At 37.0% G+C, this 16,139-nt stretch carries 12 protein-coding genes; 7 read left to right on the top strand and 5 right to left on the bottom strand.

What is annotated here, in order from left to right:
• The first annotated feature begins 33 nt into the window (after positions 1-33).
• Positions 34-963, top strand: a complete 930-nt coding sequence (locus tag ABXH06_RS07790; protein WP_311580488.1) for a transporter substrate-binding domain-containing protein — start codon at positions 34-36, stop codon at positions 961-963.
• Between the two features lie 152 nt (positions 964-1,115).
• Here the strand turns inward: ABXH06_RS07790 and ABXH06_RS07785 are convergent, their stop codons facing one another.
• Positions 1,116-2,078 carry an FHA domain-containing protein gene (locus ABXH06_RS07785; RefSeq protein ID WP_311580485.1) on the bottom strand — a complete coding sequence of 321 codons (963 nt, stop codon included), beginning with the start codon at positions 2,076-2,078 and terminating at the stop codon, positions 1,116-1,118.
• Positions 2,069-3,322: a S1 family peptidase gene (locus tag ABXH06_RS07780; protein WP_353517844.1), complete on the bottom strand. Its 1,254-nt coding sequence runs from the start codon at positions 3,320-3,322 to the stop codon at positions 2,069-2,071. The genes ABXH06_RS07785 and ABXH06_RS07780 overlap by 10 nt, the downstream gene beginning before the upstream one ends.
• Before the next feature lie 376 nt (positions 3,323-3,698).
• On the opposite strand from ABXH06_RS07780, the gene ABXH06_RS07775 reads away from it, so the two are divergent.
• From ABXH06_RS07775 to ABXH06_RS07760, 4 genes are all read left to right on the top strand, one after another.
• Positions 3,699-5,933 (top strand): TonB-dependent receptor, encoded by a 2,235-nt coding sequence (locus ABXH06_RS07775; protein WP_353517843.1) that lies wholly within the window; start codon positions 3,699-3,701, stop codon positions 5,931-5,933.
• 185 nt (positions 5,934-6,118) lie between these two features.
• Positions 6,119-6,343: a FeoA family protein gene (locus ABXH06_RS07770; protein WP_353517842.1), complete on the top strand. Its 225-nt coding sequence runs from the start codon at positions 6,119-6,121 to the stop codon at positions 6,341-6,343.
• Positions 6,343-8,535, top strand: coding sequence for a ferrous iron transport protein B (gene feoB, locus ABXH06_RS07765; RefSeq protein ID WP_353517841.1), 2,193 nt, complete (start codon positions 6,343-6,345; stop codon positions 8,533-8,535). Before ABXH06_RS07770 ends, feoB begins: the two co-directional genes overlap by 1 nt.
• A gap of 140 nt (positions 8,536-8,675) precedes the next feature.
• Complete coding sequence (locus ABXH06_RS07760; RefSeq protein ID WP_353517840.1) at positions 8,676-9,068, top strand: MmcQ/YjbR family DNA-binding protein; 393 nt, start codon at positions 8,676-8,678, stop codon at positions 9,066-9,068.
• 81 nt (positions 9,069-9,149) lie between these two features.
• Here the strand turns inward: ABXH06_RS07760 and ABXH06_RS07755 are convergent, their stop codons facing one another.
• Both ABXH06_RS07755 and ABXH06_RS07750 read right to left on the bottom strand, forming a co-directional pair.
• Positions 9,150-9,911, bottom strand: a complete 762-nt coding sequence (locus ABXH06_RS07755) for a hypothetical protein (RefSeq protein WP_353517839.1) — start codon at positions 9,909-9,911, stop codon at positions 9,150-9,152.
• 328 nt (positions 9,912-10,239) lie between these two features.
• Positions 10,240-11,028, bottom strand: coding sequence for a sterol desaturase family protein (locus ABXH06_RS07750; RefSeq protein ID WP_353517838.1), 789 nt, complete (start codon positions 11,026-11,028; stop codon positions 10,240-10,242).
• 127 nt (positions 11,029-11,155) lie between these two features.
• On the opposite strand from ABXH06_RS07750, the gene ABXH06_RS07745 reads away from it, so the two are divergent.
• Positions 11,156-13,078 carry a winged helix-turn-helix domain-containing protein gene (locus tag ABXH06_RS07745; RefSeq protein ID WP_353517837.1) on the top strand — a complete coding sequence of 641 codons (1,923 nt, stop codon included), beginning with the start codon at positions 11,156-11,158 and terminating at the stop codon, positions 13,076-13,078.
• A gap of 428 nt (positions 13,079-13,506) precedes the next feature.
• The gene (locus tag ABXH06_RS07740; RefSeq protein ID WP_353517836.1) at positions 13,507-15,543 is read left to right on the top strand and encodes a S9 family peptidase; all 2,037 of its coding nucleotides are present in this window, start codon (positions 13,507-13,509) and stop codon (positions 15,541-15,543) included.
• Between the two features lie 112 nt (positions 15,544-15,655).
• Here the strand turns inward: ABXH06_RS07740 and ABXH06_RS07735 are convergent, their stop codons facing one another.
• Complete coding sequence (locus tag ABXH06_RS07735) at positions 15,656-16,132, bottom strand: hypothetical protein (protein ID WP_353517835.1); 477 nt, start codon at positions 16,130-16,132, stop codon at positions 15,656-15,658.
• Between the last annotated feature and the right edge of the window lie 7 nt (positions 16,133-16,139).

Here is a 16,139-nt window from a genome sequence, read left to right as displayed (position 1 = left end):
TTTAAGACACTTAACAAATAAAAGGATAAAGTATTGAAAGCGCTAAACAGTTATATATTAACGTTTGTTTTCTTTATTTTATCTTTATCGATTGCGGCTTTTGTTAATGCTCAAACAGTTGTACTGCCAGTGCAAAAGGACGTCAAAAAATCGCTTGTTTGGTTAGTGGAAGACAAAAAAGAAAACCTTAATCTATTGACGATGACAGCGCCAACGACGTCAGTTGCTACTTATATTGAAAGTCGTGTCATCGCGCAATTAACGCAGTATGACATTGAAGTTCAACGCATGTCGATTAAACGTATCGAACAAGTGCTGAAAACAACACCAAATGCTTGTGCCGCAAATCGTGCAAAACTTGAGTCGCGTCAAAAATATTCTTTATTCTCAACACCGCAAGCTTTTTACTTAACCCATAAACTTTTTCGTTATAATCAAAGTACTAGGTTAGCTAAACACTTATTTGATGAAAATGGTGAAATAACCAGTTTAAAAGCGGTATTTGAGCACACTCCTGAAAAAATTATCGGACTTGCCAAAGGGGTTTCTTTTGGTCCTTTTTTGGATGTTGAAATCGATAAATTAGCAGAAAAAAATATCTATTTTAGAGGCGGCGTAAATAGAGTCACCGCGCTTGAAGCTATGCTTTACGCAAATAGAGTAGACTATTTATTAGCACTACCCATTGATATTAATCCTAATCCAGCTCAAAAAGCTTTATTAGAACAACATGCTATCGCGGGTGCTCCTCCTTATTTGATTGCTCACATTAGTTGTTCAAAAAGTGAAGAAGGCGCAAAGGCGATTAAAGCAATTAATGATATTTTAGCCACTATGTATCACAGTAAAGATTACTATTTAGCGCATAAAAAATGGTTTCCTGAGAAAGATTTACTTAAATTACAGCAATACCTCAAAGAAAAATTTGTTGATAAGTCTTTTTTAAATAAACAAGTAAATTAAGCGTAGAGCGTCGCTGTAAATAAAATCACGTTAGCTCATTGATTAAAGCGTTACTGGTTACTCACTGTTTGGGTTATACGCTGAAAGAAAAAAGCTCAAATATCTATAAGATACTTGAGCTTTTTTACGGCGGTATAACTTATAAAGACATGTTAATCATCTTTATTTTTTGAAGTTTGCACGTTTTTAAATAGTTCATTACTGTTTTCAATAAATTCGTCAACATTGTTACTTGGCGCTAACATAAAGTTTGGTGTGAGCAACGTAGAGTTAAATTGCGGTCTCACACTAAAATCAGGCTTTTTACTAAGCTGGATCAGGAAAGTACCGCCAAATAATAACGTTGTTAAAGAAGCCGCAACAACTATTCTTCTTACTTTACCCATATGGAAACCTATATGGCAATTTAGCCAAAATAAACAAAACGCTAAGGCTATTGGCAAGACAATGATCATATGTGGAAGAAGTGATTGGCTTGACGTGTTGAAATTTACCAATGCTTCAAGAAAGTCTATTACCCAACTTAAATTGTAAAAAACAAAACAAATACCTAATTGTGTAAAAATTCGCGCGTCATGTTTGGTTAAGTGTGACACTAAAGCAACGGCAGCTGGCCAAATGGCAAACATTAAGGTTATACCGACCGCAGGCACAAATAATTGAGTAAAGTTTACTTCTTTCGGGTTATTTAAAAAGAACATCCAACCGGTTAAAAGAGCAAAAACAACGACATTAATGGTTAATACCAGTGGTTGCTTAGTTAAGTTGATCAAATTTTCAAATGGACTCAGAGTGATACTGTCAACGACTGGGTGATGTGGAAATACAATACGGATCTGGCTTTTACCTATGGTGATAACATCGCCAGAGTGAATAATATGACCGTTTGCAGGTTTTTTACCTTCTCCCAAAAAACAGCCATTTATACTATCTAAATCAACCACTCGCCAATTATCACCATCGAATTCTATCGATAAGTGTTCAGCACAGACATGTGGGTCAGATAAAATAATATCACTATGATAACCACGACCAATACTAATGCTATTTTTATTGAATTTATGACGGCCGAGCAATTTTTGCCCTCGACTGATCTCTTCGACAATTATTTCCATGAGACAGACTCCATAAATTTCTTAGTAAACGCTTGGGCACTTTTTTGTGAAACACCGGCAAAAGTAAAATGACTAAGTAACGCTTGATCATGTCTGTCTATTGATACGCCCAGATACAATACATCGTACAAATCAGCAAAATCTTTATAAGCTCTTGTACAGAAAACGGCTTTATTATTAATATTTTGGTGCTCAGGCATAATAATGTCGTGCTGGCATTCAAACTCAGACACATCGTCTTTACCGGCTTTATTTCCTGGCATGACTCGAGCTATCTGACGTTGGAATAATTGATAAAATTTTGTATCAGATAACTTTTTCGCTTGCATGAAACGGTATTCCATTTCTAATGAACCTGTGAAAAAATTGCCTGCTATGTAGGTATTTTCATCTAAAGAACAATTAGCAACGGCAAGCATAATGAGCGCGTCGTCTTTATCCGCATTTGACTCCCCCCAACAGCGGATAAAAGGCACATCAATTGTTGGTATTAATCCTTCACCAAGTTTTTTTAATTGCCAATCACTGCTTAACAAAGTCGCTACTAATTTTTTTTGATTGGCTTGCAGTTGATTTTCCATTTGTTCTTCGATGGTGAGCAAGGCGCCTTTTTGGTATTGGGAGATCAATGCTAATAATTTATCGTGAGGAACAAGAAAGCCAATTTGATTGCCAGAAGTGGCGACATTTATGCCCACTACTTGTGTCTCTTTGTTAACGACAGGGCCGCCACTCATCCCTGAATTGACTGAGCCAGTAAAATGAATACGGTCGTTAAATGATTCTTTTTTAAGTCCGTTATAGGTACCGGGTACGACTATCATGCCAAGATCATGCGGATTCCCTAACGAATAAAGCTCTTCGCCTTTCGTTGGAATATTTTGAGAAATCTCAAAAAATGGCATTTCGGCATCAGTTTCTCGTTTAACTAAAGCCAAATCATTAATTACATCGATACTTTTTAAGGTTAATAACGCTTTATTCCCTTTGTTATCTAAATATTCAATTCGGTACTTTTCAGGGTGGCGAGCAAAACTCGAAATGACATGATAATTCGTTGCAATTAATCCATCACTACTGATTTGAAAACCTGAGCCAATGGATGATTTTTCTCCACTGGCTTTGTCGATCAATCTAATTTGATAAAGCGATGGTGCAAGTTGTTTGAAAATGGTTTCTGCTTGTTCAACAGCAATACTGACCTGACTGATCAATATTAGAAACAAACCTATTAAGCCCTTCATTTACTATCCTTTTTGTTTTCCACAAGACTATTGTGCCATCGTTGCAGTAATTGTCATTAATTATCGGCACATAATTGGCTGATGAAATAGTATAACAAAGTACATTAGTACAAAAATGATTACTATTTAAAAGTTTTTGCTTGTTGGTCAGTGTGGTTAGTTGCTTACTGATTTTATCGAGTAAATTTTAACTTTTATTCTTTTTAAATGAAGCGTTCTAATGGTGATTAATCGCTTAAAAATCAGCGAGTTTGATGTGCGTCAAGTTTAGCGTTGATTTTCTGCGACATAATGTCGCACTTTCTCATGTTCCCTTTGTTTTCAGATTTATTTACTTACAAAATAGCCCCAATTAAAACAGCTAAGTGATTTATCGATGAAATATCCCAGACAATTTTTCCGTATTAAAGCAAGCGTATGTGCAGTCAAAGCGGTATTGCTTTCCTCAACAATTATTTCTAGCCAAGCTTGGGCTGATGCGCCTAATGTTATCGAAAAAGAAAAGCTAAAAAATATCGAAGTGATCACCATTACCAATCAACGTCATCATATTGGGTTAGAGAATAATGAAAGTTATGCTCAAGGTAAAACCACAGAGCCTGATTTAGCGAATTGGTTAACATCTGTACCGGGAGCCAATGTAAATACCAATGGACCGGTTACGGGAATTGCTCAATATCGAGGGCTTTATGGAGATAGATTATCCGCCACTTTAAATGGTCATACGATAATTGGTGCAGGTCCAAATGCCATGGATACTCCCTTAAGTTATTCAACGCCATTAATTGTCGATGCTATGACAATCTATCGCGGGATCGCACCGGTTTCCGCGGGGATCAATACATTAGGTGGTGCAATCGACATTAAAATGCGCAAAGCAGAAAGTAATAATAGTGACGATTGGCAATCAACTGGTGATATTCAATCCGGTATTCGAAGTAATAATAACGCGGGTACTTTATCGTCTGTCGTCAATCTCGCTAAAGGAGATTTAGCTGGTTTGTTTTATGGAAATTGGCAAGCGGGCGATAGTATGGAAAGTGGAGGTGGAGATACAATTTCACCTAGCGATTTTGAAAAGCGTCAATTTGGTACAGATCTTCGTTATTTTGGTCACGCAAGTGAAACGGGTTTTAGTTATCACTATACCGATACGCAAGATTCTGGCACGCCGGCATTGCCTATGGATATTGAATATATTTTTAGTCATCGCGTTAATTTCGATGGTCACTTTATGCTAGGTAATTGGCAAGCGAACTGGTTATTAGGGTACCTAGATGCGGATCATGGTATGACAAACTTTTTGATGCGAACCAATGATGACCCCACAAAATATCGACGTAATAACGCCAGTGCCACAACAACCGATTTTAAATTATCGCTGGAGCAATCGTTTTCTTATGGTGATTTACGTATCGGTGTAGATGGATACTTAGCTGAGCATGATTCTGTGATCACTAACCCAAATAATATGATGTTTGAAGTGGTTAACTTTAACGGTGTTGAAGACAATCGTTTTGGCGCTTTTATTGAATGGCAACAACAGTTTGATAATACACAAGTTCAATTAGGCTTACGTTATAAACGAGCACAAGCAAATGCTGACAAAGTATCAACGTCTATGGCAATGATGCAGATGCCAAGCGACATGGATATGGGCATGGATGAAAACATGGACATGAATAGCTCCATGGATATGGATGACACTATGCCAATGCCGACAATGTCAGAACTTGCGATTGATTTACGCGATGGATTTAATCAGGCCGATAGGAGTGTTACTGACAATAATTTCGACATTGCTTTAAGCATCGATACCCAATTAAATGAGCTGTTGTCGATGTACATTGGCTTAGGGTTAAAAAATAGGGCACCTTCTTATCAAGAACGATACTTATGGACACCCATGGAAGCGACGGGCGGATTAGCCGATGGAAATACCTATATTGGTAATATCAACCTTAAATCGGAAACAGCGCAACAATTAGATTTAGGGTTAACCTATCAATCAAATAATGTTCGCTTTGCCCCGCATATTTTCTATCAAAAAATTGATGATTATATTCAAGGTACGCCCTTAGGGATGGATGAAATGTCGGCAAGTATGATGGCGAACATGATGTCAGGTGATGAAAACCCATTACAGTTTAATAATGTCGATGCGAAATTATACGGTGTAGATCTAGACGGATACGTTCAAGTGAATGAACATTTGCGTTTATCGACTATTGTTAGCTTTGTCAGAGGCGAGCGCCGTGATATTCATGATAACTTATATCGCATTGCGCCGTTAAATGGCCAAGTTAATGCGAGTTATTCAAGTGATGAATGGTCAACGAATCTTGCCATTGTATTTGCAGCTTCCACTGATAAGGTTGCTGTGACTAATAATGAACAAGAGAGCGCAGGCTATGGCGTGATCAATGTTGATTTTCAATATTATCTAAACAATCAAGTGACCTTGCGCGCAGGTGTCGATAATATTTTTGATAATGAATATCGAAACCATTTAGGCGGATACAACCGTGTCAAAGGTAGTGATATTACTGTAATGAATCGTTTACCTGCCGAAGGCATGAGTGCTTGGGCTGAAGTAAGCTATAACTTTTAAACACTCCACTCTTTGTGTTTTAATGCTTGTAGCTTAGCTGTTACAAGCATTTTTTTATTTCTACTTTTGAAATGATTCACTAACAACCCTGATATACATCAAGGTAAATACCATCTTTTATTGCTCAAAATTTCATATTAGAGTAACATTAATGATAATCATTGTTATTAACATATTAGGCTGTCATGACACTTTCACAGTTAGCGCGGGCTCAACGTGCTGTCATTCGTAAACTTCCTGAAAATTTCGACTTAACGACTAAGTTGATTGAACAAGGCTTTGCGCTTAAAACGGAAGTGACACTTGCTCATAAAGCTCCTTTTAATGGCCCAATTGCCTTCAACCTTCACGGTACCAAAATTTGTATTGCCCCTAGTGTTGCACAACAAATAGGAATCGAAATCGTCTAATGTCTGATCATTTACATATTGCGTTAGTCGGCTTTGCGAATTCTGGTAAAAGTACGTTTTTTAATGCCTTAAGTGGTGCAAAACAAAAAACAGGCAATTGGTCGGGAGTAACCGTTGCTATCAAAAAACAGACCTTTTTATTTAATAATCAAGCAACCTTGTTAACTGATTTACCGGGTATTAGTTCCTTATCAGCACGTACTCATCAAGGAAAAGATTTATCTATCACGCAAGATTTTCTCAAAGCAGAAAAAATTGACTGTTTAATTAATATTGTTGATGCGACGCAATTGAAGCGACAGTTGTACCTGACAACTCAATTGTTGGAGTTAGGTTTACCTGTTTTAGTGGTGCTAAATAAAACCGATAGAAAAGAAGCGGTGAATGTTGATACAAAGTTAATGTCAAAAGAGCTTGGTTGTCCGGTGATTATTGGTAATAGCTTAAAACGTAACATGACTGAAAAAGTTGCCGACGCTTTGCAATCTATGCCGACTAAAACCACGCAAATACAGGCACTAAACTTACCCGAAAACGTTATTTCTTCTCAAAAAGCAGACGATGTTCATTTACACCAGTTAGAACAAGGTGATTGTAATTCTGAAGGCTGTAAGGCAAAAAATGATAACGCGATCGCCATTATGCAAGCACGTTATGAATTTATTCAACAGCTGTTATCACACGTACAAATCGATGAGATAAATAAAACACAACTAAGCGATAAACTCGATCATATTATTTTGCACCCTTGGCTAGGTGTGCCCGTATTTCTTGGCATGATGTACTTACTGTTTATGTTTGCCATTAATGTCGGTAGTGCCTTTATCGACTTTTTTGATATTTTAGCCGGCGCAATATTTGTTGATTATCCACAACAATTTTTAACGGGACTTGGTACTCCGCAGTGGTTACTTACGCTTATTGAAGGCGCAGGATTAGGCTTGCAAACTGTGGCTACTTTTATTCCCGTTATTGCCTGTTTATTTATTGGCTTATCGATATTAGAGAGTAGTGGCTATTTAGCGCGTGCTGCGTTTGTTGTTGATTCTGCCATGCAACGTATAGGTTTGCCTGGTAAAGCGTTTGTACCATTGATTGTCGGGTTTGGTTGTACAGTGCCTGCGGTTATGTCGGCGCGTATTCTCGATAGCGAACGAGAACGCATTACTACCATTATGATGTCTCCTTTTATGTCATGTGGTGCAAGGCTGCCAGTATATGCGCTTTTTGCCGCCGCTTTTTTTCCTGACTCTGGCCAAAACTTAGTCTTTCTACTTTATTTAATTGGCATTGCAGCGGCTTTATTTACCGGACTTTTATTAAAACATACGGTATTAATGGGGGCCAATTCCGTAAATATTATGGAACTACCTTTATATGAAATGCCTAAGCTTTCTTATTTAATTCAACGAGTAACACAACGTACACGTTCTTTTATCCTTGGCGCGGGTAAAACAATCGTCATTGTTGTTTGTGTTTTAAACTTTTTTAACTCGTTGGGCACCGATGGAGAATTTGGTCATCATGATTCTCAAGACTCCTTGCTAAGTCAAAGTGCGCAAGTTGTGACGCCACTTTTAGCTCCGATGGGGATTAAAGAAGACAACTGGCAAGCGAGTGTGGGTATAATCACCGGCATTTTTGCAAAAGAGGCGTTGGTAGCAACATTTAATAGTTTATATGCAGTTCCGTCACAGGAAGAGGAAGCTGTTGCTTCATTTAAAGACTTATGGACAGAAGCGATAGATTCCATCAAAGAAAACTTGTTAGGAATTGAAGCTGATGATCCACTAGGTACCGATATTGGCGATGTTTCAACGATTGAAATAGCCGCAGAAGAACAGGGTGTAGATGAAACGACTTTTACTGTCATGCAAGCAGCATTTGTTGGCAAAATTGGTGCGTTTAGTTACTTGCTGTTTATTCTTCTTTATACGCCATGTGCCGCGGCGATGGGCGCGATCAAAAGTGAAGTGGGCACCCGCTGGGCTAGTTTTGCTGCATTATGGAGTTTCACCTTAGCTTATTTAGTGGCGACTTTTGTGTATCAGCTAGCTACTTTTACTGAATCTCCTTTTGCTGCAGGTATTATATTACTTATCGTTATCAGTGTCTTTGTTGCGATTTATCTATGGCTAAAACGCTTCGGAAAAAATATTTTAACGATACCGACACAAGTGTCATATTACTAACGATAGATAAAGCGTATTTAATTTTTACCGACATTAAGCAGGATATATTCCTGCTTTTTTGTAGTTGAATTTTTACTTGTGTGCACGATAAATAATCATTATTTTAGCGATAGTAAAAAATTTATTTATGTGGAGTGTTTATGGAAGAGCAACTAGCAGAAAAATATTTATTATCTAAACCTGAAACATCGCTCTATTACCCTTTTGGTGATGACGTAAAAGTATTTCGTGTAAAAACTAAGATGTTTGCGACATTAGCACTTGGAAAAGGAACGGAAAAAGATACTGATGGCAAAATGGCAGGGCATTTTTGTATTAACTTAAAATGCGATCCTGAGGAAGCCGAAATGCTCCGTGATATTTTTCCTTCGGTTATCCCCGGTTATCATATGAATAAAGCACAATGGAATACCGTGATTCTAGATGGTTCTATTCCTCAAGGTGAAATAGAACGGATGATTGATAATTCATATATGTTGGTGGTCAGTAAAATGACCAAGAAAGATCAGCAGTCAATTTTGGTACATTTGTAAATTTTCATAGGCCGTAAATACAACTTAACATTTACGAAAAGTATTTAACTAAAAGCTATTTTGTTGAAAATAGCTTTTAGTTTATGTGCTGGGCGAAGGTTCGACTATTGCTAAGGGTAAGCCCAGCGTCTTGCTATTCTCACTGACTACTTCGAGTAATGTGTTTTGCAGATGGATTAAAAAATTATGGGTTCGTTCCCATTGATAAAAGAGCTTTTTAAATGACAAATCTTTACAGACCTCTGCAAGCGGAGCAACGACTATAGCGTTACGGACATCAACACCATTGAGTGATTTTGCGGGGTCATTGAGCCAATAGAATCCAACAAGCGGATGTTTGTCTACATCAAGGATACCTGTTTTCGAGAGAATAAAGCTCGATGTTTCTGTAATATTTTCTATCGTTACCGCATATTCACGTATTATTGATCTTTGCATTGATGTTTGACGCGCCAATAGTCGCTCATCTGAAACCAGTGATTTCAACGCTGTTGATATGGGGGTAATTGCATATGCTGATCTTATTGCGTTTAAGCCTAGTTCAAGTTTAGCTTTCGCATTTTCATCTGTACTGCAAGTTTCAAGTATAGATATTGCCGCTTGTACAGTAGATAAACGCTGATGTACCTCAACTGCTTGTTCTTCAGAGATTCGAATCATCTCACGACTCTCTTCCGCGAGTCGATGCATAGTTTCTTGATAATAGACGGTATCGTTTCTAACAGTATTCCAGTTACTTACCTGAATACCAATCACTACACCCACGACAACAATACAAAAATCGATGCCAACGGCAAACCAGTTTTGATCTTTAACGTGCGTAAGAACGCGTCTGAATAACAAGGTAACTCCCTCCTTAGAGAATCGATGTGTGAGGACTAGTAAAATGGCAGGTGCAATCGCAATGGAGTTAACTTTCCACCTGCATGAGTTCAGTCTAACAAATATAGTTGATCACTACTTAACTGCAAAGGAAAAGTTAAGTGCTTCATAGGCTTAATTAAATACAGCACAATAAACACGATCATTTCGAGGGTTTAATTTCTTTTGGCACATTCTGTTAAAGAGATATTGAGCGAGCGGTCAATACCTCATTTAATTTAGTGGTCAGTAAAATAATCAGACTGATATAAATCTAGCTTAGTGAGTTTTATGTATTCAGCACTATGGCTTAACTTTGTTGCTTAGACATATCTTTACCCAGTAAAATATCTATCGTTTTATATGAACTCCCTTCATAAAATCCTAATTCGTATTCAAAATCTTTTGGATTTTTAAACGTACCAAAAATTATATCGAATATAGGTAAATCTGAATAATTGAAAGCATGCACGCCTTTTTTATGGTGTATAGAATGACTTTCTGGGCGCTGAATTATGTAACCAAGCCATTGAGGTGTTTTAATATTTGAATGTTGAAAAATGACTAAAAACATATTTATATATAAAAACCAAGTGACTGCTTCAGGTGATAAGCCGACAAAAACACTGAGTGTTAAACTACCAATAAAAGTAAAACCTATCATGTCTAAAGGACTAAAGTAGAAAGTCCCAAAGGTATCTAATCTTTCGGCACTGTGGTGCATTTGATGAAAGGTTCGCCATAAAAAGTTGTTACGATGCATTGTTCGGTGCCAACAATAAATGAGTAATTCAAACACTATTAATGCTACAAAAGTACTGACTATTGAGTTTACCGTTGTTAAGTCAACTAATTGATAAGGGAGTAAATATTTGTCCCACATTAATGGTAAATAGCTCGATAGATAAAAATAGACGATAAAGAAAAAGGTGCATTTAATAAACCAACCTTCTATTTTTTTAAGGGGAGTACTCGGCTGAATAAATTCAATAACAATAAATGTAGCGTAAATTGCTAATAAAATAAGCGATATGGGATCCAATAAAATTTCAAGTGGCGTTGGCATATCAATTTCCTTAATCAGGTTTAAATCAGTCATTAAAGTATGCCAAGCGTTTATGTTTGCAACATGATAACTAGGTAACGATTAGCTAACGAATCAGTAATATTTATTGACTAATAAAGTGCTTTGTTCATTATTAATGTACAAAAACAAGGAATTAATAGTGCTCTACCAAATAAATAACAGAGAAGTTGATATTGATCTCTACCAGATCAGATATGACGAGAAGGTGGTAGCGGTTGAACCCAAAGTATTTGATCTAATCGTGTACTTTATAAACCATCGTGACCGTGTTATTTCACGTGCAGAATTATTTGAGCAAGTATGGGAAGGGAGAACAGTATCAGACACATCACTCAGTAATCATATAAAAAGTGCGCGTAAGGTGTTAGGTGATAATGGTGAATTGCAGTGTGTCATTAAAACAGTCAGGTCGCGCGGCTATCAATTCATTGCTGAAGTTCAGTGTGTGACGTCAAATGAAAAATTTTTAGAACACTCCGAAAAAAATCTCAGTGATGGTGATCACAATCTTCATTCACAACCATTAGATAGCTCACAAGAAAATACGCTTGGGCAACCTATTCAAGGCCGAGGTAAAGCATTTTTTTTCGTCGTCTTTATTTTTTTATTATTTGTAACCTATAAATGGACAAATACTTCAAATGAAGAAAAGGGTGAAAAAGGATATTTATTAGTTGTACCATTTTCTATCGCGAGTAATCATTCAGAAAACTGGCGAGCACTTTCAGATCAAATGACCCGAGAAATCATACAGAATTTACGTAAAATATCTGAATTAAATGTTGTTCCTCCACCCTCATCTTTTACCTTTAAGTCCAATAAAGTTAGATCGCATATTAAAACGCAACTTCCTAATGTTGACTATGTTTTAGATGGCGTATTAAGTGAAAGTAAAAGTGGTGAGTTAAGACTTACTTTAGAGTTAGAAAACATCAAGTCAGGCGAATTGCTATGGGATGGCGATTTTGATATCCAAAAGAACAATCATAATTTATTTGATATTCAAAATAATATTGCTTCTTCTGTATCAGAATCACTCAAAGTGATCATGCTTGATAAAGAAAAATTTGTGCTGACTAAAGCGCCCACCTCAAATTTAAAAGCGTATGATTCATATGTTCAAGGACAATATCAATTATCCTTGATGACACATGACTCGGTATTACACGCGATAAAACTATTCAACCAAGCGATTGAGCTTGACGCTAAATTTGAAGCGGCATATATCGCTAAATCAGATGCGTATAGAGTGATTATGGTTTTGTTTGATAAGCCCAAAAACATTCTCCCTAAGGTTATTTCAGCAGCGCTTGACGTTTTAGCAATAAACCCAGACTCTGCTCAGGTGATGTCTCATCTTGGCATAGCTTATGTTCATTCGTGGCAATGGGAAAAAGCCTGGCAAATGTTGTCAATGGCAAAAAATAGAGATCCTTCTATTGCCCTGACTGAACTTGGCTTTACTTTATATTACGCGGCGATGGGCAATGTAGCAGGGGTTAAGCGTTCATTGAATAAGGCCAGTAACTTAGATCCACTTAATCAAGAAATAGCGGAATGGGGGATGTGGGCATTAATGATGAATAATGAAATCGATGCAGCAATAAAATGGGGAGAAGAGAAACAGCAACAACATCCAAACAACCCATACCCATTATTAAGTTTGTCTGTCGCTAAATACATAAAAGGCAATTTTACCGAAAGTATAAATTTAGCCGAACAAGGTGTTGCGTTGAGTCAAAGAGAGGCGTTTCCACTTATCTTGTTAGCTCAGTCTTATGCACGGGCAGGTCAAAAAAATAAGGCGAGAGCATTAATGACAGAAGCTCAAACAAAAGCACAATATGTCTGTCCCTACGAAACGGCAATTACCAATATATTACTTGATGATACTGACGATATATTTCCATTGTTAGAAAAGGCCATTGATTATCAATCTAATTGTTTGATTTTTAGTAAAAATGATCCAAGACTGCATTTGATACGTAGGGATATCAGATTTACCGAGATACTGAAAAAAATTGGATTAGATGATGAGGCAATGGCTGAATATTCTCGATAAAATGATTTAGCAATACAGGCTAGCCTAAAAGCGATTAAATTTTGACGCGTAACCTAATCACTAAGGTTTAGATTTACATAATAAATGAAAGCGTTTTAATGGCTTAGCTTATCAGGCGATATGATACTCGGTGAAGTTGAAACAATTCCATTGCAAGTATCATTAAAAAACGATTCATTTAATGGTCGGTATTCAAACTAACATATCCGCAAACGAGAACAGGTCATTTGTCAGTTATTCACAGTGAAGCTTTTAAGGTTAAGCCTTAAGCAAAGTATATGATTATGATTAATTTTTTCGATTAAACCACATATTTTCAAGATAGAAATACTGCTACAGAGGTGTCTTCTTCGCTTGTCTTGTATACAATTATTGATATTCATTATTTGAGTGTGAGATAACTCAAATTCACTTTTTAAAGGTTTACTATGTATTTTTTATCCCGTTTTATATTGCTTATCGCTTTATTAAGCTCATCGATTGCGGTTTACGCAAATGAGCTATTTACAGCTGAAGATATCTTTTCATTGGAGTATGCAAGTGATCCACAAATATCACCAGATGGTACTCAAATTGTCTATATTCGAAACTCTAATGACATCATGACCGACGGTAAAAATACCAACTTATGGTTAATTGATGTGAAATCACAACAGCAGATCCCGCTGTTTTCTGATGATAAAAAATACTCACAACCACGTTGGTCTGCTGATGGAAAAAAAATTGCTTTTATCAGCAATAGAACAGGTAGTTACCAGATCCATGTTCATTATCTAGAAGAAAATAAAACCGCTTTGGTGAGCCAATTACAAACAAAAGTTTCAAATTTGACGTGGTCGCCAAATGGTCAATGGTTAGCATTTACTCAGAAAGTAAAAGCAGCGCCTACAGTTATCGCTAAAATGCCGAAAAAACCTAAGGGTGCAAAGTGGAATAAACCTGTTGTCGTGATTGATAAAGCATATTATCAAGCCGATGGTAGTGGCTTAATTAAGCCAGGTTATCAGCAAATTTTTGTTCTTCCAAGTGAAGGAGGAACACCACGTCAAATTACTCATGATAGTTTTAATCATCGAGGCACATTAACGTGGAGTAAAGATAATCGTTCTATTGTTTTTTCGGCGAATAGATTGGCAGACTGGGAATATAAACGATTAGAAGGGAACTTATATCAAGTAGACGTAGCTAGTGGCGAGTTAGTTGAACTTACTTCGTCTCCAGGCAAAGAGTACAACCCTGTTTTTTCTGAAAATGGTAAAAAATTAGCGTTTTTATATGGTTCAAATGCGTTAAATCCTTATCGTAATGCCAAACTGAAAATTATGGATTGGAAGTCGAAAAAGGTTTCTGCCATCACTCAAGATTTTGACCGCTCAGTACGTGATCAACAGTGGTTGTCTAATTCTCGTTTAGCCTTTAGTTATGATGATTTTGGTAAACGTAAGCTAGCGACTATTAATCTCAAAGGTAAAATTGAAGATTTAACTGACACGCTTTCTGGTACGACAATGGGGCGTCCATACATTAGCGGTAGTTTTACTGCTTCGACAAGTGGGAAAATGGCCTATACCTACGGAAACACCACCAGCCCTGCCGATGTTGCTGTGATCACAACGTCAAAAAAATCATCCGTTTTAACGTCATTAAATGCTGATCTACTCGCACACAAAACCTTAGGTCAAGTACATGAAATAAACTATAAATCATCATTTGATGGTGAAAGCATTCAAGGTTGGTACATTACACCACCAAACTTTGACCCAAAGAAAAAGTATCCACTAATTCTAGAAATTCATGGTGGTCCACATTTAGCGTATGGCCCTAACTTTACCGCAGAATTACAGCGTTTTGCTGCGCAAGGATATGTCGTCTTTTATAATAACCATCGTGGTAGTAGTTCTTACGGTGAACGTTTTGCAATGCTATTAAAATATAAATACAGCTCGACAGAAGACTTTGCCGATCATGATTCTGGTGTGAATGCGATGATTGATTTAGGTTTTATTGATGAAAACAATTTATTTATCGCCGGTGGCTCTGCTGGCGGAATAGCCACCGCTTATGCCATTGGCTTAACGGATCGATTCTCCGCGGCAGTTGTTGCTAAACCGGTAATTAATTGGCTAAGTAAAGTCTTAACCGCAGATAGCGGTTTAGGGCAAATACCCACTCAATTTCCTGGTATGCCTTGGGATCACGTAGAGCATTATTGGAAACGTTCACCTATGTCATTAGTAGGAAATGTAACAACACCTACCATGTTAATTACAGGTGAAAAAGATCTGCGTACGCCAATGGCGCAAACAGAACAATTTTATCAAGCGTTAAAGTTAAGAAAAATTGATACTGTTTTAGTTAAAGTGCCTGAGTCTTATCATGGTATTGCAGCAAGGCCATCACGGATGATCACTAAAATAGAGCACACATTGGCGTGGTTTGAAAAATATCGAACAAGTGAAGAGTAAAATTATCACGCTTTAACGTAAATAAGCCATATTCTGCGAATATGGCTTATTTTTTTAAGACAAAAATTTTATCAATTATTAGTAAGTTAGCGTAAATTTAATTGGGCTAAAGTTATATATTTCTTGAGTCATAACTCCAGTGCAATAAAGCTTGTCGTTGCTTTTTTCGGCAACTAAAGTCATAACGTTCACAAAATTTAGCTACTGCACTATAGTGTCTTTTAAAAGCCCGCCATCGTTTAATTTGTCTAAGATCTTCTTCATCGGTTCTGCGACCTAAATAATATCGACAATACCATTGAAACCAACCGCGAGGATCTTGAGGGTGTATCCAGCCATTTGCTTGCCATTGCGACAAACTTTGTGACGCATCAACAGAAAAATAATTTAAACTGATGTCTTTTTTAAACGGGCTTAATTTTGCGTCAATAAACCAATCGGCAGGAAACTCCTCTTGGCAATCAGTTAAGTATTTTCCGCCAAAAATACCTAGGCTTAGCATTTCTTTCGGTGTGAGTTGTGGCACAAACAAAGGATGAAAATTTTCACCTTGATTTTCTGCTAGCTCATACGAATAATTTTGCTGCATTGTATCG

The sequence above is a fragment of the Thalassotalea sp. SU-HH00458 genome, assembly GCF_040362795.1.
GTDB lineage: Bacteria > Pseudomonadota > Gammaproteobacteria > Enterobacterales > Alteromonadaceae > Thalassotalea_H > Thalassotalea_H castellviae.
This window is presented reverse-complemented; position numbering and strand designations above follow the sequence as displayed.

What these genes read in the sequence shown, in the direction of transcription:
- ABXH06_RS07785 (WP_311580485.1), bottom strand. Translation starts at nt 2,078, where the DNA reads ATGGAAATAATTGTCGAAGAGATCAGTCGAGGGCAAAAATTGCTCGGC.
- ABXH06_RS07780 (WP_353517844.1), bottom strand. Translation starts at nt 3,322, where the DNA reads ATGAAGGGCTTAATAGGTTTGTTTCTAATATTGATCAGTCAGGTCAGT.
- ABXH06_RS07775 (WP_353517843.1), top strand. Translation starts at nt 3,699, where the DNA reads ATGAAATATCCCAGACAATTTTTCCGTATTAAAGCAAGCGTATGTGCA.
- ABXH06_RS07770 (WP_353517842.1), top strand. Translation starts at nt 6,119, where the DNA reads ATGACACTTTCACAGTTAGCGCGGGCTCAACGTGCTGTCATTCGTAAA.
- feoB (WP_353517841.1), top strand. Translation starts at nt 6,343, where the DNA reads ATGTCTGATCATTTACATATTGCGTTAGTCGGCTTTGCGAATTCTGGT.
- ABXH06_RS07760 (WP_353517840.1), top strand. Translation starts at nt 8,676, where the DNA reads ATGGAAGAGCAACTAGCAGAAAAATATTTATTATCTAAACCTGAAACA.
- ABXH06_RS07750 (WP_353517838.1), bottom strand. Translation starts at nt 11,028, where the DNA reads ATGACTGATTTAAACCTGATTAAGGAAATTGATATGCCAACGCCACTT.
- ABXH06_RS07740 (WP_353517836.1), top strand. Translation starts at nt 13,507, where the DNA reads ATGTATTTTTTATCCCGTTTTATATTGCTTATCGCTTTATTAAGCTCA.
- ABXH06_RS07735 (WP_353517835.1), bottom strand. Translation starts at nt 16,132, where the DNA reads ATGCAGCAAAATTATTCGTATGAGCTAGCAGAAAATCAAGGTGAAAAT.